At 72.6% G+C, this 23,979-nt stretch carries 16 protein-coding genes; 4 read left to right on the forward strand and 12 right to left on the reverse strand.

The genetic code is table 11. The features are described 5' to 3' along the window. The first annotated feature begins 84 nt into the window (after positions 1-84). From ettA to QF035_RS33780, 3 genes are read left to right on the forward strand one after another with little or no spacing between them, the layout of a single operon-like run. On the forward strand, positions 85-1,749 hold the full coding sequence (gene ettA / locus QF035_RS33770) for an energy-dependent translational throttle protein EttA (RefSeq protein WP_307524282.1): 1,665 nt from the start codon (positions 85-87) through the stop codon (positions 1,747-1,749). Positions 1,750-1,753: 4 nt separating this feature from the next. After that, complete coding sequence (locus tag QF035_RS33775) at positions 1,754-2,173, forward strand: acyl-CoA thioesterase (RefSeq protein WP_307524284.1); 420 nt, start codon at positions 1,754-1,756, stop codon at positions 2,171-2,173. Next, positions 2,170-2,895: a hypothetical protein gene (locus QF035_RS33780; RefSeq protein ID WP_307524286.1), complete on the forward strand. Its 726-nt coding sequence runs from the start codon at positions 2,170-2,172 to the stop codon at positions 2,893-2,895. Before QF035_RS33775 ends, QF035_RS33780 begins: the two co-directional genes overlap by 4 nt. Before the next feature lie 129 nt (positions 2,896-3,024). Here the strand turns inward: QF035_RS33780 and QF035_RS33785 are convergent, their stop codons facing one another. From QF035_RS33785 to QF035_RS33805, 5 genes are all read right to left on the reverse strand, one after another. Further along, on the reverse strand, positions 3,025-3,993 hold the full coding sequence (locus QF035_RS33785; RefSeq protein WP_307524287.1) for an ABC transporter ATP-binding protein: 969 nt from the start codon (positions 3,991-3,993) through the stop codon (positions 3,025-3,027). Further along, complete coding sequence (locus QF035_RS33790; protein WP_307524289.1) at positions 3,990-4,244, reverse strand: hypothetical protein; 255 nt, start codon at positions 4,242-4,244, stop codon at positions 3,990-3,992. The genes QF035_RS33785 and QF035_RS33790 overlap by 4 nt, the downstream gene beginning before the upstream one ends. Then, entirely contained in the window at positions 4,241-7,150 is a 2,910-nt protein-coding gene (locus QF035_RS33795; RefSeq protein WP_307524290.1) for an ABC transporter permease, read from the reverse strand. Before QF035_RS33795 ends, QF035_RS33790 begins: the two co-directional genes overlap by 4 nt. A gap of 1 nt (position 7,151) precedes the next feature. Next, the gene (locus QF035_RS33800) at positions 7,152-10,604 is read right to left on the reverse strand and encodes an ABC transporter permease (protein WP_307524291.1); all 3,453 of its coding nucleotides are present in this window, start codon (positions 10,602-10,604) and stop codon (positions 7,152-7,154) included. Between the two features lie 221 nt (positions 10,605-10,825). After that, on the reverse strand, positions 10,826-11,230 hold the full coding sequence (locus tag QF035_RS33805) for a globin (protein WP_055611684.1): 405 nt from the start codon (positions 11,228-11,230) through the stop codon (positions 10,826-10,828). A 236-nt stretch (positions 11,231-11,466) separates the two neighbouring features. Here QF035_RS33805 and QF035_RS33810 point away from each other — a divergent pair, with 236 nt between their 5' ends. Continuing rightward, positions 11,467-12,456 (forward strand): methyltransferase domain-containing protein, encoded by a 990-nt coding sequence (locus QF035_RS33810; RefSeq protein WP_307524292.1) that lies wholly within the window; start codon positions 11,467-11,469, stop codon positions 12,454-12,456. Positions 12,457-12,769: 313 nt separating this feature from the next. Here QF035_RS33810 and QF035_RS33815 read toward each other — a convergent pair whose 3' ends face one another. The 7 genes from QF035_RS33815 to QF035_RS33845 all read right to left on the reverse strand — a co-directional run bounded on the left by QF035_RS33815 (position 12,770) and on the right by QF035_RS33845 (position 23,760). After that, on the reverse strand, positions 12,770-14,173 hold the full coding sequence (locus tag QF035_RS33815; RefSeq protein ID WP_307524294.1) for an FHA domain-containing protein: 1,404 nt from the start codon (positions 14,171-14,173) through the stop codon (positions 12,770-12,772). Positions 14,174-14,290: 117 nt separating this feature from the next. Beyond that, positions 14,291-15,637 (reverse strand): vWA domain-containing protein, encoded by a 1,347-nt coding sequence (locus QF035_RS33820; RefSeq protein WP_269654337.1) that lies wholly within the window; start codon positions 15,635-15,637, stop codon positions 14,291-14,293. A gap of 115 nt (positions 15,638-15,752) precedes the next feature. Then, positions 15,753-17,174, reverse strand: a complete 1,422-nt coding sequence (locus tag QF035_RS33825) for a PP2C family serine/threonine-protein phosphatase (RefSeq protein WP_307524296.1) — start codon at positions 17,172-17,174, stop codon at positions 15,753-15,755. After that, a complete protein-coding gene (locus QF035_RS33830; RefSeq protein ID WP_373466999.1) occupies positions 17,175-19,769 on the reverse strand; it encodes a serine/threonine-protein kinase in 2,595 nt (864 codons plus the stop codon). 149 nt (positions 19,770-19,918) lie between these two features. Beyond that, entirely contained in the window at positions 19,919-21,241 is a 1,323-nt protein-coding gene (locus tag QF035_RS33835; protein WP_307524300.1) for a hypothetical protein, read from the reverse strand. A gap of 93 nt (positions 21,242-21,334) precedes the next feature. Continuing rightward, positions 21,335-22,342 (reverse strand): glutamate ABC transporter substrate-binding protein, encoded by a 1,008-nt coding sequence (locus tag QF035_RS33840; RefSeq protein ID WP_307524302.1) that lies wholly within the window; start codon positions 22,340-22,342, stop codon positions 21,335-21,337. Positions 22,343-22,356: 14 nt separating this feature from the next. Next, a complete protein-coding gene (locus tag QF035_RS33845) occupies positions 22,357-23,760 on the reverse strand; it encodes a hypothetical protein (protein ID WP_373467000.1) in 1,404 nt (467 codons plus the stop codon). Positions 23,761-23,979 lie beyond the last annotated feature (219 nt).

Below are 23,979 nucleotides of genomic sequence, written 5' to 3' on the forward strand. Positions count from 1 at the left end.
TACGGGTTTCCCCCGAGGGGTGGCGGTACGGCAAGATGGGGTGTATCTGCCCACTGCCGATTTCAAGCGTCCGGACGGTTTCTCTTGGCTGAGTTCATTTACACCATGCGCAAGACGCGCAAGGCGCACGGCGACAAGGTGATTCTTGATGACGTCACCCTGAGCTTCCTGCCAGGCGCGAAGATCGGTGTGGTCGGGCCGAACGGTGCCGGTAAGTCCACCGTTCTCAAGATCATGGCGGGCCTTGAGCAGCCGTCCAACGGTGACGCGTTCCTGTCGCCCGGTTTCAGCGTCGGCATCCTCATGCAGGAGCCGAAGCTGGACGAGACCAAGACGGTTCTGGAGAACGTCCAGGACGGTGCCGCCGAGCTCATGGGCAAGCTCAAGCGCTTCAACGAGGTCGCCGAGCTGATGGCGACCGACTACTCGGACGCGCTGATGGACGAGATGGGCAAGCTCCAGGAAGACCTGGACCACTCCAACGCCTGGGACCTCGACGCCCAGTTGGAGCAGGCCATGGACGCGCTGGGCTGCCCGCCCGGCGACTGGCCGGTCGTCAACCTCTCCGGTGGTGAGAAGCGCCGCGTCGCGCTCTGCAAGCTGCTGATCGAGGCTCCGGACCTGCTCCTCCTCGACGAGCCCACCAACCACCTCGACGCCGAGTCGGTGAACTGGCTGGAGCAGCACCTCTCGAAGTACGCGGGCTGCGTCATCGCCGTCACTCACGACCGGTACTTCCTGAACAACGTCGCCGAGTGGATCCTCGAGCTGGACCGCGGCCGTGCGATCGCCTACGAGGGCAACTACTCCACGTACCTCGACAAGAAGTCCACCCGCCTCAAGGTCGAGGGCCGCAAGGACGAGAAGCGGCAGAAGCGGCTCAAGGACGAGCTGGAGTGGGTCCGGTCCAACGCCAAGGGCCGGCAGACCAAGTCCAAGGCGCGCCTCGCCCGTTACGAGGAGATGGCAGCCGAGGCCGACAAGATGCGGAAGCTGGACTTCGAGGAGATCCAGATCCCGCCGGGCCCGCGGTTGGGCTCCATCGTCGTCGAGGTCCAGAACCTCTCCAAGGCGTTCGGCGACAAGGTTCTCATCGACGGCCTGTCCTTCACTCTGCCGCGCAACGGCATCGTCGGTGTCATCGGTCCCAACGGCGCCGGCAAGACCACGCTCTTCAAGATGATCCAGGGCCTTGAGACCCCGGACTCCGGTGCGATCAAGGTCGGCGACACCGTCAAGATCAGTTACGTCGACCAGAGCCGCGCCAACATCGACCCCAAGAAGTCGCTGTGGGCCGTCGTCTCCGACGAGCTCGACTACATCAACGTCGGTCAGGTCGAGATGCCGTCGCGGGCCTATGTGTCCGCCTTCGGCTTCAAGGGCCCGGACCAGCAGAAGCCCGCCGGTGTCCTCTCCGGTGGTGAGCGCAACCGTCTGAACCTGGCTCTCACCCTCAAGGAGGGCGGCAACCTGCTGCTCCTCGACGAGCCCACCAACGACCTGGACGTCGAGACCCTGTCCTCGCTGGAGAACGCGCTCCTGGAGTTCCCGGGTGCGGCCGTGGTCATCTCCCACGACCGCTGGTTCCTGGACCGGGTCGCGACGCACATCCTCGCCTACGAGGGCGAGTCGAAGTGGTACTGGTTCGAGGGCAACTTCGAGTCGTACGAGAAGAACAAGGTGGAGCGGCTCGGACCGGACGCCGCGCGTCCGCACCGCGCCACCTACAAGAAGCTGACCCGGGGCTGATCTCTTGCGGCACATCTACCGCTGCCCGCTGCGCTGGGCGGACATGGACGCGTACGGCCACATCAACAACGTGGTCTTCCTCCGCTATCTGGAGGAGGCGCGTATCGACTTCCTGTTCCGCCCGGACAAGGATTTCCAGCAGGGGTCCGTGGTGGCACGCCATGAGATCGACTACAAGCAGCAGTTGGTCCACCGGCACCAGCCGGTGGACATCGAGCTGTGGGTCACGCAGATAAGGGCGGCGTCGTTCACCGTCGCCTACGAGGTCAAGGATCCGGACCAGGTGTATGTCCGGGCCCGGACGGTCATAGTGCCGTTCGACTTCGAGGCGCAGCGTCCGCGCCGTCTCACCGCCGAGGAGCGGGAGTTCCTCGCGGAGTACGCGGACGACGAGGACGACCCTGCGGGGGCCGTCGCGGCATGACGGCCCTGCACCTCGCCGACGAGGGGGAGGCGGCGGATCTCGCCGCCTTCCTGGCCCGCCTGATCCACTACGACCGTGCGGCCGCGGTGCGGCTGCAGGCGTCGGGGACGACGCTCGCGGTGTTCGGCCGGCCACCGTCGTTCGAGGTGCTCGCGATCCGTACGGCCCGGCTCGACAAGCCGTACGAGAACGGGCTCGATCTCTCGCTCGACGTGACCGTCTCGGCCGGTGAACTCCTGGAGTCCCTCGACGAGTCGGCGGCCACCGCGACCGTGCCCGCCGCCGTCACCGGCCCGCCGTGGGCCGGGGTGCTGCCGCCCCGCGGGGGCTGGCGGTCCGAGCCGGGGCTGCCCGGGTCCGACGCGGTGCGGACCATGGTGGCCGGGGCCGTCGCCGAATTCCGTTCGCGCATCGACGAGTTGGCGCCCGAGGGGCGTACGCGGAGCGCGCTCGACCGGATCGGGCGGGAGATCTGGTCCCGGCCGGTCGGCGACACCGAACTCCCCGTCCGGGCCGCGCACGCCGCCCAGTCGCTGGGATTCCTGCGGCCCGCACGCCCGGCCGCGACCACGGGCACGGCGGCGACCACGAACACGGCCGGGCCCGATGGGGCCGTACTGCGGCTGCTTTCGTCGGGCGCGTGGCTCAGGCTGCGTACGCCGTACGGGTCGATCGCCGTACGCAGGGCGGGACTCGGGGCGTTGGACGTCAGCGTTCGCTGAGCGTCCTGAACTTCTCGACCAGCGGCGGCGAGCACCGGAACTTCTCGGACCAGCGGCGGTGGGTGCCGGCCGGGTTCACTCGCCGGCCGGGTCCACTCATCGGCCTGGTCCACTCGTCAGCCGTGCTCGCTAGCCGTGATCGCTGTCGTCCGGCCATACGCCGATGTGGTCCGGTTCCAGTTCCAGGGCGACGCGGTCGCGCATGCCGAGAGCCTCGGTGTACTCGGCGGGGAGTTGCAGCCGGCCCGCCCGGTCGAGCATCGCGTACTCGCGGGCCACCACCGTCTCGTGGCCGGTCGTGGCGTCGACCTCGGTGCGGCGCAGGACCTCCGTGGAGGTGCGGCCGTCGCGGATGGCGACCGTGCGGCGGACCTCGCCGGCGACCGCCTGGTCGTGCGTGACGATGACGACGGTGGTGCCGAGGTGTTCGTTCGCCGTGCGGAAGGCGGCGAAGATCTGCTCGGCGGTGTGCGAGTCGAGTTCGCCGGTGGGCTCGTCGGCGAGGAGCACGGCGGGGGCGTTGGCCAGGGCCACGGCGATGGCCACGCGCTGCTGCTGACCGCCGGACATCTGGAACGGACGGCGGGCCCGGCAGTCGGCGACGCCCAGCAACTCCAGGAGTTCCAGGGCGCGTTCGGACTGGGCTCGACGGCCCCTGCGGCCGCCGGTGAGCTGCATCGGCAGGGTGACGTTCTGGGCGGCCGTCAGATAGGGCAGAAGATTGCGGGCCGTCTGCTGCCAGACGAAGCCGACGGTGTCGCGGCGGTAGCGGAGCCGGTCCTTCGCGTTCATGGTCAGCAGGTCGTGGCCCGAGACCCGGGCGGCGCCCGCGGTGGGGGTGTCCAGGCCGGCCAGGATGTTCATCAGGGTCGACTTGCCGCTGCCTGACGCTCCCACCAACGCCATCAACTCGCCCTCCCGGACGAGGAGATCGAGGCCCTGGAGCGCCTGGACCTCTACGCCGTCCGCGGAGAAGATCCGCACCAGCCGGTCGCAGGTGATCAGGGCGTCGTGACCGTAGGCGGGCCGGTCGCGACGAGCGGCGGCACGTTCGGCCAGGTCGGCGAAGCTGGGGCCGGTGGGCTCGGTGGTGGTCATCGGGCGACTCCCGTGGTGATCGTCATGGAGAGCACGTCTCCGCCGGTGCCAGTTGTCGTGGTGGGCGCGCTTCCGCCGAAGCCGGTGGTCGCGATGGGCACGTCTGCGCCGGTCCCGGCCGTGGTGGCGGGCACGCCTGTGCCGGTCCAAGCCGTCGTGGCGAGCATGCCGGTGCCGGTCGTCGTGGACGGCACACATCCGCCGCTGCCGTCCGTCGTGACGGGCACGTGCCCGCCGTTGCCGCGAGTCATCGGCTGTCCCCCGCCCTCAGCTCCCGCACCGATCCGCGTCGGCCCGTCCACCACGCCTGGCCCGCGGCGATTCCGGTGGCCAGGAGGAGGACGGTCAGGGCGGGCAGGAAGAGGGACGCCGGGTCCGTGTGGAGCGAGGCGGTGCCGGTCGGGGGTGCTCCGCCGGGGGTGGCGAGGGCGATGGAGGTGAGGTCGATGCCAGGGGCCAGGAGACGGACCGCCGCCCAGCCGGTCAGGACGCCGCCCACCGCGGCGAGGAGCGCCTGGGGCAACGCCTCCAGTACGAGCAGTCGGCGCCCTTGGCTCCGGGTGAGGCCCATCGTGCGCAGCCGGGCCAGCAGGGCGGCACGCTCGGGCGCGGCGCGCACCAGGGCGAGCAGCAGCGCGAGTACGGCGTATCCGGAGCCCGCAGCCACCGCGACCGCGTAGACGCGTTCCGCGCCGGACTGGAGAGGGGAGTCGACGTAACGAGCCCGCTCCTCCGAACGCAGACGTACGTCGGCACGGGCGGTGGCGCCCGCATCGGCACCCGTACCGGCGGCGACGGCCTTGCGGAGGGCGCCGCCGCTCACCTGGTCGCCCGTCACCAGGAGCGTGGTGGGGCGCGCGGCAACCGTGCTGAGGCCGGCCCGGTCCACGATGAGGAAGTCCGTGCCCGGCAGGGCCGGGGTCAGGTCGCGTACGAGGGTGATGCGGACGGTGACGTCGCTGCCGTCCGCCAGCCGCAGCGAGAAGGGATGGGTGCCGTAGCGGTCGGCGACGGCGGAGGAGGCGAGGGCGGGAAGCGGGGCCTTCGCCGAGCCGTCGGCCCCGGACTTCGAAGGGCTGCCAGCGCCGGACTTCGCCGTGCCGCCGGCCGGTGAAGCCTTCAACTCGCCCGCCGGGAACGCCCCGAGGCCAGTCCGTCCCGCCAGCCGCGCGTACCCCTCGGGGTCCACCCCGGCCAGGGGCACCGATTCCACGCCGGCTCCCGGCTTGGCCTCGTAAGCGATGCTCAGCGGGGTGACCTCCCGTACGCCGGGTGCCGAGCGGACGCGCTCCGGCAGGGTGGCGGGCAGGGCGCCCTCCGCCTCGACGCGGGCGTCCGCGCCGAGGCTGAGCACGGCCGCCCGGTCCCGCGCGTCCGCGACGCCCGCGAGGACCGAACCCCCGAACGCGGCGGTGGTGAGCGCCGTCAGCAGGGCGAGCAGCGGGAGCACGGTGGAGACGGAGGTACGGCCCGCGCGGGCCAGCGACAGATGGCCGATCGCGCCGCGCAGCCGCCCGGCGGGACGGGCCAGCCAGCGCAGTGGCAGCGGATAGAGCCGGACCAGGACGAGCGCGGCGATGACACCGATCAACACCGGGGCCATCGCGACGAGTTGGTCGCCGGAGCTGCCGAGGTTGCCGGAGGCGCCGGAGTCGAGGGCCTCGTCGGAGGTGCCCGACGTCCCCCGGCTGCGCAGCGCGAGCACCGCCGCCGACGCCAGCACGAGCAGGGTGAGTTCGGCGATGGTGCGGCGCCGCGAGGGCCGTACGGACGCGAGGTCCTCGCGGGCGCCGTGCACCCCCACGACCCGGTGGGCGGCCAGGGCGCGCAGGGGCAGCGCGGCGCAGGCGAGGAGGGTGACCGCGAGGGCCGCCCCGACGGCGTACGGCGCGCGGCCGTACGGGACGAGGAGCAGCGCGCCCGCGAGGCCGAGCGCGCCCGCGGGCAGCGCGACCACCGCCGTCTCGGTGAGCAGCCGCCTCGTGAGCCCGCGCAGCGAGGCGCCGCGGGCACGCAGGAGGGCGAGTTCGGTGCGGCGGCGGTCGGCGGTGAGGCGGCCTGCCATCAGAAGGACGACGACCGCGACCGCACCGGTGCCGAAGGCGGCGACGGAGACCAGGGGCCGGACGCCGGAACGGAGTTCGGCGTACGAGGTGAGGACCTCGTCGAGGTCGGTGCTCACACCGGTGTCCGCGTCCGTGGACGCGCGGACCTTCACCAGGCCCGGGCCCGATTCCAGCGAGGCGACCGCGCTGCCCAGTCGGGACAGGTCGTGCGCGGTGAGCGCGGCGGGGTCCGGAGTGAGCAGCCAGTAGCGCGCGGGTTCGCCCGGAGTGCCGAGGAGCACCGGGGCCGCGTCCGGCGGCAGCAGCAGGGCGCCCAGCCAGTAGGTCTCCGGCTCGGCACCCTGTGTGGGCGGCCGGATCAGGGACGGGGTGCGCAGGAGGGGCTGTGTGGTCCAGTACGCGCTCTCGGGGTCACGCGGGACGACGATGCCGGTGATACGCACGGCGAGCGGGGCACGCTGCACCCCTGGCACGTGGATCACCGAACCCACCTTGATGTTGAGGCGCTTGGCGGTCTCCGTGGTGACCGCGGCCTCCACCTCCCGGGTCCCGGCGGACACCGTGTCCTCGGCGCGCGGGAGGCGGCCCGTGCTCAGCCTGGAGTGCTCGGCGAGTCCGCTCTGCGCGGCGAGCGACATCTGTGCGGGCAGCCCGCTCGGCATCGGCAGCCAGGTCTCCGCCGCTTCGAGGTTGTTGATGTTGCGGACGCCGTACATGGACTGCGCGGAGTCGACGGCGAGCGGCCGCTCCACCACGTTCAGCACCCGCTCGTACGCCTTGCGCATGCTCTCCGGGCGCAGGGCCGTCTCCCGCTCAGGCTGCGGGATGTAGTTGCCGGGCTGCGGTGCGGACACCTGCAGGGAGGTCCTGGGCGCCGTCGCGTCCACGACGGCTCGGCGCAGGCCCGCGTCCTCGTAGCGTTCGACGGCCCGGGGGAAGGCCGCGGCCAGACAGGCGGTCGCCATCACCAGGAGCGCGAGGGCGACCGCGGCGCCGGGGGCCGTGCGCAGGCGGGTACGGATCCAGGGGGCGACGGGGTGGTCCCGCCGCCGGAAGCCCGGACGTCCACCGGAGCCGGAATCACGCCCCATCTCACTCACCGTCCTGCCCGTTGAGCGACTTCATCGACCGCAGCGAAGGAGCGGTGTCCTCCCGCCGCAGCGCCAGCACCGCGGTGACGGCCAGCGGCGCGACCACCACGGCGGCCAGCAGGAACACGACCTGGCCGAGCGGCAGTTCCACCAGCACCTCCGGGACCGGCCGACTCGCCCCGGACGTCAGCACGATCAACGGAATCACCGCCCGCGTCAGAACCGCCCCCAGCGCCACCCCCACCACCAACGCCAGCGCCATCAGCACGCCCTGCTCGGCGGCGACCAGCCGGGCGAGCTGCCGCCGAGGTGCCCCCAGCGCGCGCAGCAGCGCGAACTCACCGCTGCGCGCCTGCAACGACCCCGCCGTGCTCACGGCGAAGCCGACCGCCGCCAGCGCCGCCGCGACCACGGACGCCGCCGCGAAGGCCGCCTCGGGCCCTGCCCCGAAGGGGTCGTCCCGCAACTGCTCGGCGACCTCGTCGCGCACGACCACCTGCGACGGCTCGACGTCGGGCCGCTCGCGCAACTCCGCGGCCACCCGCGCCGCCGCCCCCGGTTCGGTCCGCAGCCACCACTCGCCGGGCGCGACACTCTCCCCGTACCGTTGCTCCAACACCCGGTTCACGGACCGGAGATCGACCAGCAGCGCCCCGCCGGAGGGATCCCCGCCACCGGCGTCCTGCGTGGTCGGCAGCGCCCGCACGTGGTCCACGATCCGCACCGGTACGGCAGAGCCGCCGAAGGTCACGTCCACCCGTTGGCCCGTACGCGCCCCTGCGGCCTTCAGATAGCCGTCCGTCGCGACCGCGGCGACCTCGGGCACGTCGGGCCGGTCCACCCGCAGCCGGATCGTCAACGACGAGACCTCCCAGGCGTAGTCGCCGGGTACGTAACCGGTGCCGTAGCCGACCGTCAGCGGCTTCTCGGACTTCACGGTCGCCGCCGTCGGGCTGGAGTCGGCCTCGGGATCCGCCGTGCTGCTGTTGCTGCGGGACTTCGCCAGCCAGGACTTGGGCTGCTCAAGACGTTGCTCCGAGCCGTCGGCTCCCGTGGCCGTCAACTCCTCGACGGACAGCAGGTGGCGCTCGGCGCGGCCCGTCGGCTGGAGCATGTCCAACTGCAGCCCGGTCAGCGCCAGCGGCTCGGCGGTCCGGCCGGCCGGGGCCTCGGCCGCCTTCGACAGGTCCAGGGTGAGCCGGTGGGCCCGTCCGTCGGCGGGCAGTTCACCGACGGGAACGCGGTACGGAGTGCCGTACCGGTCCTCCAGCGTCACCGCCACGTCCGCCGACATCTCGGAGCGGAACGCCGACGGGTCCGAGCCTGACCCCGCCGCTTCCGAACCCGACGCCTCAGCGCCCGAGTCCGAAGCGTCCGAACCCTCCTTCACCTCCGAACCCTCCTTCACCGGCGCGGCCTCCGCCCGGATCCGCAGCATCAGCCCCAGCCGCGTACTTCCCTTCGGCAGCACCGCGCCGGGTGACGCGGCCCCCTTCGGCCCGAGCCCGGCCAGCATCCGCCCCACCGGCTCCTGTGCCAGATCCCCGCGCATCAGCAAACCGTCCTCGCCCCCGGAGTCCGCCGTGTCCAGCGCCAGCACCGTCGCCGTCCGGTTCCCGGACAACGGCAGCGTCGTACGCATCGCGGGAGCCGTCCCGCTCACACCGTCGACCGCCGAGTAGGTCCCGGCCTGTCCCAGGCCGCTCTCGCCCGCCTCCGTCACACGTACGGACGTGCCGGCCCTGAAGTCCGCCTGGTCGTCCTGCGAGCCGTTCCACGACGCGCCCTGGCCGATCGCGAGCATGCCCATGGCGATGGCGAGGACGAGCAGCAGGACGGGCCCGGCGCCGCCCATCGGACGGCGGCTGAACTGCCAGCCCGCGAGCGCCGTCGGCAGGCCCCGGCCGCTCGCCGCGCGCCGCTCGGCGAGGCGGGCGACGGGCGGCAGCAGACGCAGGGTGAGCACGGTTCCGGCGAGCAGGGCGAGGGCGGGCGCGGAGACGAGGAGCGGGTCGATGCCGAGCGTGCCCGAACGGTCGTCGGTGACGGCACCGGAGTTCTGCCGGCTCAACTGCCAGTACGCGACGGCCGCGATCACCAGCAGCCCGACATCCGCACCGGCCCGTACCGGCGCGGGCAGCGCCCGGGCCCGGCCGCCTCCCGAACCCCCGGTCAGCGCGGGCACGGTCACCGCCAGCGCGCACCCGAGGGCCACCCCGGCCGCCACCACCCACACACCGCCGGCCGTCACCGAGGTGTCCAGCCGCAGCCCGATCCGCGACAGCGCCCCCTGCCCGGCCAGCAGCCGCGTCAACGGCCCCGCGAGCAGCGGCGCGCACACCGCGGCCGGGATCGCCAGCAGCAGTGCCTCCAGCGCGGCGAGCCACGCCACCCGCCCGCGCGTGGCGCCACGGGCCCGCAACAGCCGTGTCTCACCGGCCCGTTCGACGCTCAGCAGGCGTGCCACGAGCAGCAGCGCGTACCCGGCGAGCAGCGAGAGCTGGAGCGCCACGATCAGCAGCGTCGAACGGGAGACCAGCAACGACCGTTCGACGCGGTCCAGTTCCTCCGGCAACGATGTCGTGACGGCCGTGGTGCCGTGCAGCGAGGGGGACTTGAGCAGCGAACGGGGGCCGGAGCGCGCCGCGTCCCGCAGGGCGTCGATCCGCCCGGTCGTCAGCGTGGAGAAGTCGGCGGACGCCAGCCAGCCGGTCTGCCCGGCGCTCACCGTCACGCCCGCCCGGTCCGTCCCGCCTTTCTGCCCGCTGCCCGTCGCCGCCGCGAGCACCGCCGGATCGGCGAGCAGCGGCCCGTACGTCGTGAAGTCCAGCCTGCTGACCCCGCGTCCGCGCAGGTCCTCCAACTGCCAGTAGGGGGAGGTGACACGCGCGGGCCGGTACACCCCGGTCACCCGGATCCGCACCTTGGGTCCGCCGAACCGGTCGACGAGCGTCAGCCCGGCGCCCGCCTTCAGCGCGAGTTCCCGGGCGGCCGCCTCGGGAAGGGCCACCTCGATCTCGCGGTCGTCCCCCGGGGCACCGGGCAGGCGGCCCGAGACCATCCGCACCTGGGTCCGGTCGAGCGCCGCGAAGTGCGTGAGGTCCGGATCGCCCGAGCGTTCGGCGGCGGGCTGCAGCGACCTCGGCAGCGCGTACGGCCCCGACCGCGTCAGTGTCCGCAGCGTCACCGGCAGCCCGTCGAAGGTGCGCCGCGCGCCCTCCCGTACGGCCTTGTCGGCGGCCGCGCGTTCCTGCGGGGGCACGTCGGCCTTGACGATCAGTGTCGTGGCCGCCGCGCTCTCCTCGCGTCCGGCACCCTGTGAGGTGTCGAGGAGCGAGTGGCGCAGGGCGGCGTCACCGATCGCGCCGGAGTACGCGGTGAGGGTCGCCAGGACCGCCGTGGTGAGCACGACGGTGAGCAGCGCGGCGGTCAGCAGCAGTCGATGTGCCCGCACGCGCGAAAGAACGAACCCCGTCACCCGGCCCCCCGCCGTATCCCGGAGTCCCCGTCACTCCGGATCTTCGGGCGATGCTGTCAGAGGTGACGGCTTCGGGGTAAGCGCTTGAGAGCCGACTTTGACCGGATCGTGACCGGAATCCGGCGACACGCGACCGGAATGCGCGCGTCGAGAGAGGCGGCGACGGTGTCCGGCCCGACGGTGCTCAGCGGCGGTGCTCAGCCCTCCGTGTTCACCATCGACGCCGCCGCGTACGTCAGGTAGTTCCACAGCGTGTGCTCGTGCTCCTCGGAGAGACCGAGTTCGTCGACGGCGACCCGCATGTGCTTCAGCCAGGCGTCGTGCGCCGCGCGGTCGACCGCGAACGGGGCGTGCCGCATCCGCAGCCGGGGGTGACCGCGGTTCTCGCTGTACGTGGTCGGGCCGCCCCAGTACTGGATCAGGAACAGGGTGAAGCGCTCCTCGGCCGGGCCCAGGTCCTCCTCGGGATACATGGGCCGCAGCAGCGGGTCCTCGGCGACGCCCTCGTAGAACCGGTGCACCAGTCGACGGAAGGTCTCCTCGCCGCCGACCTGCTCGTAGAAGGTCTGCTCCTGAAGCGTGCCGCGCGGAATCTCTTTCACGTCAGTTGGCCCTCACAAAGGTCGTTCCGGTCAGCCCCTGGTCGTCGCGGCCGGGGGGCCGGGGTCGTCCCCCGGCAAATGCAGCACGCTGTCCATGGTCTCAGACGGGGGGACCGAGGACTCAAGGCTTAGGACCACGCGAATCGAAGGGCCGGTTCCGGATCGTTGAAGGGCCTATTCCGGATCGGTCGTCCCCGGCGCTCGCCTCCTGGGCCGTCCGGCAGCACAGTGGAGGTATGGGCGCGCACGCCATCGACCCCGGTCTCGACGACCTCGCCGCCACGGCGCGGGCGGCGCTGGTGCGTGAGATCGAGGCGAGCGGGGCCTGGGCCACGGACCCGGTCTGGCGGGAGGCTTTCGAAAGCGTCCCGCGCCACCTCTTCGTGCCGTACTACTACGTCGGCGCGCTCGGCGGCGGCTACGAGCGCCGGTGGGGTGAGGACCCCAGCGCGCGCAGGCGCGAGAACTGGGTGCGCGGCGCCTACGCGGACGCCCCGCTGGCCACCCGGGTGCGCGACGGCGAGCTGCTCTCGTCCAGCAGCCAGCCCTCCCTGATGGCGAAGATGTTGGCCGAGCTGGCGGTACGGGACGGCGACGCGGTCCTGGAGATCGGCGCGGGCACCGGCTACAACGCGGCCCTGCTCTCGCACCGGCTGGGCGACGGGCAGGTCACCACGGTCGATCTGGACCCGGAGATCACCGACTCCGCCCGGCGGCACCTGGCCCTCGCAGGCCACCACCCCACCGTCGTCACCGGCGACGGGGCGCGCGGCTGCCCGGAGCGCGCCCCCTTCGACCGGATCATCGCGACCTGCACGCTCAGCACGATCCCGCGCGCCTGGCTGGCCCAGTGCGCGCCGGGCGCCCGGATCCTCGCGCCGTTCGCCACCGGCCTCATCGCGCTGCGGGTGCGCGACTCCGGGTACGCCGAGGGCCGCTTCCTGCACACGCCCGCCTACTTCGTGCCCCTGCGCGGCAGCGGCTGGCCCGGGCCCGAACTCCCGGACGCGGACCTGTCGGAGCTGCCGCGCCGGACCAGGAGCCACGAGCTGCTCCGCTTCCTGCTGACCCTGACGGTGGACAGCCTCGACCCGCACGAGGCGTACGGGATCTGGGAGCGGGAGGGGCAGCCGCCCCGGCAGCGGTACGGGATCACGGTCGACGGCGGCCGCGCGTGGGCGTGGCTGGACGACCCCGCGGGGCCGTACGCCTGGCCGCTGCCGTGAGCTCCGCCGGTTGGGCGGTTCGTCGACTGCGGGCCGGTGGGGGCTGGATGCGCCCCGCGGCGGAGCCGCGCATGGTCACGGCCCCGCGCCCCTCACGGGGCCCGGCCCCGCCTAGGGCCTGTCTGACAATTCCCTCCCCCAGCCTCCGGCCGGGAGGTGCCCCCAGCCTCACGACGCCATGCACGCACTCTCGCCGCACCGGGCGCAGAGCCAAGTACGTCCAGTACGAGGCTCTACGCCCGGCACGCCGAGAGCACGCACCTGACGCCGCGAGGCCGCCCTCCGGGCGACGACGGGAATTGTCAGACAGGCCCTAGCCCCGTCGGACCGTGATCGTCGTCCACGCGCCCACGTGCACCCGGTCGCCGTCCTGCAGCGGTACGGGGACGAAGGGCTGGATGGGCTCCTCGGCGCCGTTGACCGTGGTGCCGTTGGTGGAGTTCTGGTCGACGACCGCCCAGCTGCCGTCGGGCTGCTGGACGAGCACCGCGTGCTGGTGCGAGACGCCCGGGTCCTCCGGCGGCACCGCCAGGTCGATGTCCGGGGACTCGCCCGTGGAGTGACGGCGGCGGCCGATGGTGATCTGGTTGCCGGTGAGCGGACGCTGCTGCTCGGGGGAGTACGCGGGCAGGTTCAGCCCCGCGGCCTCCGGTCCCGAGCGCTGCATCATCGCCATGAAGTACTCACGGTCGGGCCCGATCGTGATGCTCCACGACAGCGGCTGCTGCTGGTAGACGGGCGGCGCCTGCGTCGCGCCGGGCTGCGGGTAGCCGTAGCCACCGCCCGGACCGCCACCGGGGCCGGGAGGGCCGCCGGGACCACCAGGACCGCCGGGCGTACCGGTCGACGGGGGCGGGAGCACCCAGTCGTCCTCACCGCCACCGAAGGACTGCCCTCCGGGACCACCGGGACCACTAGGTCCACCGGGTGCCTGAGGGCGCCCGGTCTCCTGCGGGTACGCGGGCGGAGCGGGCGGACCGGACTGCTGGTACCCCTGCGGAGCACCGGGACCGCCCGGACCGCCAGGACCGCCGAGACCGTTCGGACCGCCGGGGCCACCGGGCCCACCCTGGCCGCCAGGTCCACCGGGACCGTTGGGTCCGCCGGGAGGCCCGCCGGGCCCGCCGAAGCCGCCAGGCATCCCGGGTCCCGTGCCGCCCGGGCCGGGCGGCGGCGGAACCGGTCGTGACGGGTCACCGGGGAAGCCCGAGGGGTTCTCGCCGTACGGCGGGATCGGCTCGGCGGGCCGGTTCATCTGCGAGGGCCGGGAGCCCTGGTAGTCGTACCCGCCGGGGGCGCCACCGGGCTGTCCGGGCGGCTGCTGCTGGAAGCGCAGCGCCGGGTTCTGTCCACCGGGACCACCAGGACCGGGACCGGGACCGCCGCCGGGCCCGGGGGGGCGCGGCGCGGCCGGGGTGTACGAGGTCGCGGTGTTCGTCAGGAAGTTCCACCGGCACTCCTCGCAGAACGGTGCCCCGCCCTCACGCGGAGTACGGCACTGCGGGCAGAGCTCGGCCGAGGGCGCGTCGGGCACCGCGGAGAGATGCGGGCGGCCGCCCTGGCCGGGCGGCGGGGGCGAACCGGGCGGCGGATAGCCGTAGCCGGCCGCCGGGGGCGGCGGTGGAGGTGGCGGGGGCACGGCACCGGCCATGCGGTGACCGCAGACCTCGCACCAGTCGTCGGAACCCGACTGGTGTCCGTTCGGGCAGGTCGGCATGTCGGCGCTTCCCCCTCTCCTGTTCCGGCCCGAGAGGGCCGCAAATCGTGCAAACCGCTTGCGTACTGCTGGTTACTGCCTGCTTGTTGCCGCGCTCGCAACCGAGTGCGTACCGCTCTACTTCTTTACACGGACAGTCTTTGTGGACCGTGTCTCGAGAGTCATCTCGTCGGCCTCCGCGACCTTCGCCTTCAATCGCACAGTACCTGCCGCGGCGTCGACCACGTCCACCACCTTCGAAAGCAGTTTCGCCGTATCCGCGTTTCCGGAGGCGCTGGCGAGCTGAACGGCCCGTCCCAGCTTGGCCGTTGCGCCGTCGACATCTCCCGCTTTGCGGGCATCCAGGCCCTGTTGGATGACTTGTGCCAGTTCCGCCTGACCCGTGTAGTGCGCGACCTGCGGGTTGATCGACGTGGACGCCGCCATGTCGTCGGTCCACACGGCCCGTACGAGACCCTGGGCGCCCAGCGTCTGGGCGGTGCCGTCGCCCTGCGGGATCACCAGGGAGACGCGGGCGGCGAGCATCTCCTGGCCGAGGTCGGCCTCGGGGACCTCGACGCACACGTGGTAGTCGCGGGACTCGTCCCCCCAGGAGCCGGTGGGGTAGTCCCCGGCACGCGGTCCCGCCTCCGTGCGGCGGTCGGTCAACTCCTCGACCGTGGGCGCGACCTGCTTGACGAACTTGATCGACGTGCCGACCGGGGTCCACAGCCGCAGCGCCACGTCCGCGACCTCCTTGCCCATGGCCGTCTCCATCATCTGCGTGAAGTCGGCGGACAGGCCCGCCGGGTCGGCGACGATGTCGGAGGTGCCGAGCAGCGCGGACGCGATCCCGGTGACCTCCTTGACCTCCCAGTCCGTGCCGACGCCCCGCGCGTCCGCGGTGAACCGGCCCGCGCAGGCCTCCAGGGCGGCCTTGAGGTCCTCGGGCGACTCGTGTTCGTTGCGGCCGTCGGTGAGCACGATGCCGTGCCGGATGGCGACGTCCGCCGAGGACAGCAGCCGGTCGGCCAGCCGCAGCCAGGTGCCGATCGCCGTGCCGCCGCCCGCGCTCAGCTTGCGCAGCGCCTGCTTGGCCTGGTCGCGGGTCTGCGCGTCGGCGACGGCGAGCCGGCCGCCGCCCGGGTAGACCTCCTTGGCCACATGCGTCCCGCCGATCACCGCGAAGTGCACCCCGTCGCGCACCGCGTCGATCGCCGCCGCCGTCGCGTCCCGGGCGCCCCGCATCTTCGTCGGCGGATAGTCCATGGACCCCGAACAGTCGACCATGATCGCCACGGCCGCGTCCGGGCCCTCACCCGGCGTGTAGAGGTGGGGTGCCGCCACGGCACTGCCCACCGTGCCGCCGCCGGTCGAGGTCACCGTGACGATCGCGTTGACCTCGCGGCCGCCCTCCGGCAGGTACTCGTTCTGGTAGACGTCCACCGAGAACTGCGGCACGTTCGACTTCGAGAAATTGGCCATGCCTTCTCTGCTCCCCCTCAGGACTCCCACGAGGTGTGGGTGATGTCGGTGGGCGGACCGGTCCCCTCCGGTCCTGGCCCCTCCGAGGCCGATGCCGTTTCGTACCGCTTCGGCCTCAGGCCGATCCTGCCCCCTGCGGCGGGGCCGGGAACGGCACGACGGCCACTGTTACGTTGTCGTGGCCCCCGCCGTCCAGCGCGTGGCCCACCAGGACCTGGGCGCTGTGCAGCGGACGGTCCGCGGCGTCGGGCGGGATGACCTCGGCCATTTCCTCCGCGGCCTCCGCGTAGTTCCACAGTCCGTCGGTGCACACCACCACTACACCCGGCCGGTCCGGCTTGAAGGAAGCGGTGTGCGGCTCCAGTTCGTACGCGTCCGCCCCGAGCCAGCCCGTGATGGCGTGGGCGCGCTCGTCCGCGTACGCCTCGGCCTCGTTCATCAGGCCCGCGGCGACCATCTGGGCGGCCCAGGAGTCGTCCTCGGTGAGCCGGGCCGGGGGCGACGACCGGTCCACGGGCACCCAGTAGGCGCGGCTGTCGCCGACCCAGCCGACGATCAGCAGGCTGGGGGTGACGACGGAGCCGACGATGGTGCAGGCGGGCGCGTTCACGTGCGGCTGGTGCTCGTGGGCCGGAGCGCTGCGGTCCGCCAGGGAGTTGACCGCCTCCGAGGCCGCGAGGATCGCGTCGTGCATCGCCTGCTGCGGGTGCGTGCCGCGCGGCAGGGCCGCCAGGAGGGACTCGTTGGCCGCGCGGGAGGCGGCCAGGGAGGCCTCGTCGGGGCGCGTCGCCGAGGAGACGCCGTCGCAGACGATCGCGACGACCGCCGGCGAGCCGTCGGACAACGCGGTCGAGGACACCGTGAACGCGTCCTCGTTGCGGTGGTGGCGCAGACCCCGGTCGCTGACCGCGGCCACCGAGCCCAGCTCCTGCTCCATGTGGTCGCGCTCGCGCGGCTGCGCGTGCCCGCAGTTCTCGCAGTAGCCGTCCCGGTCGACCTGGCCCGCGCGGCAGGCCACACAGACCTTCAGACCCGCGGGGGGCGTCGGAAGGTCGGCCGTACGCGGATCGGCGGGCGGCGCCTCGGGAGGCAGCGGCGCGGCGAGCGGGTACTCGTCCGGTTCCGCGGACGCCTGAGCGGCGGGCCGGGCGCCGGGTTGGGCTGCGGGCTGCGGCGCATGCGCGGGGGAGGGCGGCGGCGGTGGTGAGGCGGGGGCCGACGGCGGCTGCGCGGGCCGGTCGAACCGAACCCCCGGGCTGTCGGAGCCCGCCGACTCGCGGCCGTCGATGTCCGTCGGCAGGACCACGGGCGCGGGTGTGTCCGAGGTGTCCGCCTCGGGGGCGACCGGCCAGTCCACGGAGGCCGCGGCCGAAGGGGGCCGCGGTGCGGCCCCGTTGACGGCGACCGTGGGGTTGTCGTCCGGCGGCGCGGGTACGGCGGTCAGGTCGTACCCGCACGCACCGCAGAAACGGTCCCCCGACTCCAGCGGCTCCTCGCAGCTGGGGCAGGCGGCCAGTTGAGGCATCTGCGACATCAATTACACCCACGTCCGGGGGCGGTAGCGGTTGGCGCGCTCCACCAGATCGATCCTCTCCTCGCCACGCTGGGCGAGCCGGGCCAGTGTCCGGTACGAGCGCTCCAGACCGAAGCGCAGGCCCCGCTCGTCCAGGTCGCTGCCGAGCAGTACGGTCCGCGCCCCAGTGCTCGGCGGGGCGGAACCCTGGCTACCGGAGAGTACCCAGTCCAGGGCGCAACCAAGGACCTCTGTGGACAACTGCTCGCGGCGCACCGCGTCCAGACCGTACCCGTCCAGCGCCTCGACCTGGGCCGCGGCCGAGGTCAGGTCGTCCAGGAACGGGGCGTCGGGAACCCCCGCACCGGACAGCCCAGGACCGGGAACTCCCGTACCCGGCACGCCCGCGGCGGGCACCGCCGTACCGGACGTACCCAGAGCCGGTGGGCCCGGTGGGGGCGGCGCGGTCTCGGCGAGCCGCTGGCGCAGCCGGGCCCGGACGGCGGCGACCCGGGCCGCCGTGTAGTGGATCGACGCCTCCGGCACCGACTCCAGCGTCCGTACGGCGCCACGGCGGTCGCCCGCCGCGAGCTGGACGCGGGCCAGGCCGAACGCGGTGCTCACATAGCTGGGGTCGGTGGTCCACACCAGGCGGTAGTACTCGGCGGCGTTGTCCAGCTGCCCGAGGACCTCCGCGCACACGCCGAGGGCCAGCTTGGGCGCGGGCTCGCCGGGGAACGCGTCGTAGATCGCGTCGAAGGACACCGCCGCGATCTCGTGGTCGCCGGTCGCGAGCGCCGCCACGCCCCGGTACCAGACCACCCGCCAGTCGTCGGGATGGTCCGCCTCCAGGGCTTCGAGCGTCCTGGTCGCCTGGTCGAGCTCGCCCATCTCCAGGCGCGCCCGCAGCTCGCGCAGCCGCAGCTCCAGGGAGCCGGTGGGCGCCGCCTGCAGCGCGGTGATCAGCTCGGCCGGTGCGGATGTCATCAGCCCGGCCAGGAAGCCCGCGTTCGGGTCACCCGGGTCCACCCGCGGCACCGGCAGCGCGAGGGCCGCGGCGGCGGTGTTCAGCGGCTTGATGAGGGAGGCCTGAGCGGCCGCGGAGGGCGGCGGGAGGAACGGCGTGCCGTTCGGCCCGGCGGTCCCGCTCGCCGCCGTCGCCCCGTTCGTGCCGTTCGTTCTGTTCGCCCCGGCCGTCAGCGCGGGCACGCCCTTCTTTCCCCGTACGGGATCGACCCGCACGCCCAGCCGCGACACATCGCCGGCCAGCGAGCCGAACAACTCCGTGTCCGTGACCTTCAGTTCGGGTCCGAACAGGGTGGACAGCGAGGGCCGGGCGCGTCCCGTCTGCACGGAGACGACCTCGCGCAGCACACCCGTGAGCTGCTCGGCCATCTCCTGCGCGGAGGCGAACCGGCGGGCCGGGTCCGGGTCGGTGGCGCGCACGAGGAGCCGGTAGAAGGACTCGTACGTGCGGAAGACCTCGATGTTGTCGGGGTCGGGCAGGGAGTCCACGAAGACGTTCGTGTAGCCCTGGAAGTCGAAGGTCAGGACCGCCAGTGTGCGGGCGACCGTGTAGAGGTCCGAGGCGACCGACGGGCCGACGTCGGCGACCTCCGGCGCCTGGTAGCCGACCGTGCCGTAGATGGCCGACTCGTCGTCGTCCATCCTGCGCACCGCGCCCATGTCGATCAGCTTGAGCTGATCCTCGGTCTGTATCGCGTTGTCGACCTTGAAGTCGCAGTACAGGAGGTTGCGGCTGTGCAGATGGCCGAGGGCCTCAAGCGCCTCGATGCCGTACGCGCAGGCCTGCTCCACCGGCAGCGGATCGCGCTTGCCGGTCGCCGTGCGGCGGCCGTTGGCGATCTCCTTGAGGGACTTGCCGCCCACGTACTCCATGACGATGTACCCGTCCAGCGAACCCGTCCGCTGGTCGAGGTGCTCCACGAAGTTGTAGATCCGCACGATGTTGGAGTGCTCGATCTCGGCGAGGAAGCGGCGCTCGGAGATCGCGGCCTCCATCGCGTCCTGGTCGCCCGTGTCGAGGAGGCCCTTGAGGACCACCCAGCGGTCGGACACCGCACGGTCGACGGCGAGATAGACCCAGCCGAGCCCGCCGTGCGCGAGGCAGCCCACGACCTCGTACTGGCCGTGCACGATGTCACCGGTCTGCAGCTTCGGCACGAACGAGTACGGGTGGCCGCACTTGGTGCAGAAGCCCTCCGTGCGGCCGGGCCGCTCGCCGCGCGAACGCCCCACCGGCGCACCGCAGTCGGAGCGCGAGCAGAACCGCTTGCGCTCGGGGACCTCGGGGTTCTCCTGGATCATCACGCGCGGGTCGGGCCGCGGCACGTCCGGGACCTGCACCAGGCCGACGCCGAGCCGGCCGCGCCCCGAGGACCCGGCGGTCGAGCCGGAACTGCGCACCGACACCGAACGGCCAGTCGTCCGGCCCGACACCGAGCGCGAGAGACGGCCCGACACCGAGCGCCGCGACTGGGACGACCGCGACGAGGCGCGTGAGGAGGCGCGGGAGCTGGAGCGCGAACTGGCGCTGCCCGAACTCCGCGAACCGCTCCTGCCGCCCCCGGTGATCCCGGTCGGCGGGGAGCCCACCATGCCGGTCGACGAGACGACCGGGGCCAGACCGCAGGTGTCGCAGTACAGCTCGCCGCCGCCCACGTCCTCGTACGACCCCGAGCAGCCGGGCCGCTGACACGGTTGCTGTGAACTCTGCCCACTCGCTTCGGTGTTGACGTTCTGCTGACTCACGATTCCCCCCTCCGGTCCTGTGGTCCGCCGTGCCCGGGGACCCTGGGCACCAGCACTTCGGCGGCCGCGTGCTGGTAGCGCAGCACCGCCTGTTCCGCCACACGCAGGTCGCAGGGCGCGCTCCACAGCATGCGGCGCGCCGCGTCGTACCGCTCCACCAGCAGCGGGTCCTCGGCGAAGCCGTGCCGGGCGACCTTCGCCTTGTACGCGTCGAGACGGCCGCGCAGCTCCGCGCGGACCGCGAGCGGCGCGGTGACCGCGGTCAACGACTCGCGGGCGCGCAGCAGTTCGTCGTCGGCCTTCGCCTCCAGGGACTCCAGGAGCGGCGAGAGGCGGTGCCACTGGGCGTGCCTGCGGTACTCGGCCGCCGTCGCCAGCTGTTCCTGCAGCGCGGTCGGCGGGCCGCTCACCGCGGGCACCTCGGACGCGGCGATCTTCGCGAGGACCTCGCCGCGGGCACTTCGCGCCTCGGCGAGCGTGCGGTCCGCGCGGCTCAGCACGTCCCGCAGCCGCACCAGCCGCGCCTCCGCGTCCTGCCGCACGGTGAGCACCGCGTCGATCTCGCGGCGCACCTCTTCCAGGGCGCGCGCCTCGCGGTCGTAGCGCGTGGTGTCGGGGCGCCCGCCGCCAGGCGCCGAACTGCCCTGCGCGGGCAGCCAGAAGTCCAGCGGATCGGACACCACCCGCTCGCGCAGCGTGGTCAGGGTGCGCGTGATCCGCTCCAGGTCGTCGCCCGACGGGTGTTCACCGGGCCGTACGCCCACGGAGTGCGCGAGCTGACGGGTGCGCTGCAACTCCGCGGCCAGTAAATCGATCCGGGCGGGCAGCGCCGACCACACGGCGTCGGCCGTCACGACCATGTCCAGCGAGGTCGCGTACAACTCGTTCATGCGCTCCACGAGTTCGGCGAGCGAGAAGCGCTCGCTGAGCTTGCCCGTGCCCGCCATCGTGGGCGCGGCGGCCGTCGCGGACGCGCTGCCGGCGACCGTGACGCTCTGGCCGCGCAGCAACTCGGTGAGCTCCACGAGGTCGTCGCGGTTCGACCAGCGTCTGCGCGAGCGGATCTCACGCGCGGAACGCAGCGCGTCGGCGTACGCGTCGAAGTACGCCCACAGCAGGGAGATCGACGCCTCGGCGGCCCCCCAGCGCTCCTTGGTCGTACCAGTGAGCTCGGCGCCTTCGAGGAGTCTGCGGCCCGCGTGGTCCTGCAGGGCGAGGAGTGAGGTCTCGATGGCCTCGTGCTCCGCGCCGAGCCGCGCCAGCGCACGGTCCACCTCGTCCCGGTCCATCACCGGCCCGGAGGGTCCCGTGTCGCCCATCGATCACCCCTCGCTTCGTGAAGAACTGCGTGAAGAACTTTTGTGAAGTACCGCGTGAAGAACTGTTCGTGAGGAACTACTGGAACATTCCGGCTACTTGTACTGGACCGCGGGCGGCCCGCTGCTCTTGCCGAGCGTCCCGGCGAGCCAGGTGTCGTACGACTTCTGCCAGTCGGCCTTGCGGTAGTCCACCAGGATCTGGTTGACCCGGCGGATCAGATCGGTTGCGTCCTTCTTCATCGCCACGCCGTAGTACTCGTCCGTGAACGGCTTGCCCTTGAGCTCGACCGTCGGGTCCTGCGCGGCCTGGCTCGCGGCGAGCGCGCCGTCGGTCACCACGGCGTCGACCTCACCGAGCTGCAGCCGCACCAGGCAGTCGAGTTGGTTCGGCACGACGGTGTCGATGTTGGCGGACTTGGGGATGACGCTTCCCAGGTCCGCTTTCAGTTTGTCGAGGGCGATCGAACCCGACGCCGAGCAGATCCGCTTGTCCGCGAGCGTGTCGTCGTATCCCTTGATGTCCGACTTCTTCGGGGCGAGCACCTGCTGGCCGGTCTCGAAGTAGGGGGAGGAGAACGCCACGAGCTTCAGCCGGTCGCAGTTGATCGTCATGGTGCGCACCACCATGTCGACATCGCCGCGCTGGATCGCCGGGATGCGCTCGTTGGTCGGGATGGCGCGGAAGACGACCTTCTTCGGGTCGCCGAGAATGTCTTGGGCGATCGCGTGCACGAGATCGATGTCGAAGCCTTCCAACTCGGCTTTCTTCGTCTCGCTGTTCGGGTCGCGGTAGCCCCAGCGGTAGCTGTTCTGGTCGACGCCGACCGTCAGAGAGCCCTTCTCCTTGATCTTCTGGATGGTCGTACCGTCCTGGGGGCCGGAGCCCGGGGCCAGGCTCTGGTTCTGGGGGGCCGGGCACTTCTCGGCCTTGGCCTGCGAGCCCTGGGCCACCCCCTGGCCGTCGGCATCCGTGCCGCCGTCCTCGCGGCTCTGGGTCACCGGCAGCAGCAGCGCGAACACCGCCGCCAGGGCGCAGACGACCGCCATCGCAGCCACCCCGCCCCAGCCCCTCAGACTGGTCCGCAAACGCCGTGCGTTCATCGTCATGCCCCCTCTCACCGGTACTCCGAAAGCCTGCGCCCGATGCCGAGCACCGCGCCGGCCGCGGCCAGCACCGCGAGGACCGCGGCGCCCACCACAAGGCCGTTCATCGCGCCCCGGCCGTCTCCGGCGGCCTGCTTGAACTCGGTCTCCTCGTGGTCGATCGCCGCCTTCAGGGCCGCGTCGACGTTCCTGAAGCACTCGCCCGTCGGCTTCTTGTCGTCGGAGCCGATCACCCGGTCCAGCGCGCCCTGGTAGTTGCCCAGGTTGTCCGCCACGCGGGCTTCCTCGTGCCGGTCCTTCCAGACCTTCATGTTGGCCGTCGCGTCCTGGACCGGCTTCTCGCCCGCGCTGTTGTCGGCGAGGCCCTCGGCGGCGGCCAGTTTCGTGGTGAGGGCCTTCATCTGCTGCTCGTAGTCGTAGTCGTACACGTCCACGATGTCCGGTTTCTGGGGCGTGCCCACGTCCCTGGTCTCCGCGCCGCGGGCGACCAGTGTGAGGTTCTCGTTGCCCCGGGCCTTGAGCGAGGCGATCCGGGCGTCGTTGAGCGTGTTCAGCGAGCGGACCGCGTTGTCGTACGAGTCGTTCAGGCCGGCGCGGGCGACGCTGTGACCGACGACCAGCCACAGCAGGACGACCGTGGAGGCGGCCGTGGCGGCGACCAGGCCGTGGTTCAGCACACGGTTCGTACGGCGGTAGTTGCGGTGCTGGGCCCAGGCGAGGCCGCCGATGGCGAGGACGCCGGCGCCGATCGCGATCCACGGGTAGGGCGTCGCGTCGTCGTAGTCGGCGCGCAGGCGCTGGTTCTCCACCGTGTAGAGACGCTCGGCGTCATCGAGCATCACCTGCATCTTCGAGTTCGCGTACCGGAGGTAGGCGCCGCCGAGGGGGAAGCCCTGGCGGTTGTTGGCCCGGGCGCGCTCCACCAGGCCCTTGTACTCGGGCAGCATCCTGTTCAGCTTGGTGATGGTCTTCTCGGAGGCGGAGCCGGGTTCCGAGTTGGCCGCCGCGGTGACCAGCTTCTCCGCCGCGTTGTCGATGTCCCGCTCATAGAGGTCGCGGGACGCCTTCGTCTCCTGGCCGCCCGCGAGGAAGCCGCTGGACGCGACCGTGTTGGCGTCGGCGAGGGAGCGGTAGATCTCCGCAGCGTCGGCGCTCAGCGGCTGGCTGCTGTGCAGCACGTCGTCCGCGGCGGCCGAACGATCCGTCATCTGCCAGGCGGTGACCGCCCCGAACGCGACGACGAGGAGGGCGAGCACCGCGCCGATGATGCGCAGCCGCCCGGGCTCGGTGGTCGCCGCGGCACGCAGCTGGTCCACGCCCTCCGCCCACGCCGTACGGCGGGGAAGCCCGGTGTCGGGCACGGCGGAGCGGACCTGCGGCCCGGGCGGCGGTGCCTGTGGCGGCACCGCGGGCATCGTGGGCGCGGGCGCCCCCGGTGGCGCCGCACCGCCCTTCTGCTGATATGTCACTCGACCTCCCCCATGGTCATAGGCCGGTCACCTCCGCCCGGGCGCCAGGAAGCGCGGGCAGAGGTACACGGCCGCAAGTATCGCCGCCGGGACTGACATCCGCACAGGCCTTGCCGCGATCTTGTTCCGATTGCAGCAAGGCCTTGTCCGGATCGCAGCACGGCG

The organism is Streptomyces umbrinus (genome assembly GCF_030817415.1).
Taxonomy (GTDB): domain Bacteria; phylum Actinomycetota; class Actinomycetes; order Streptomycetales; family Streptomycetaceae; genus Streptomyces; species Streptomyces umbrinus_A.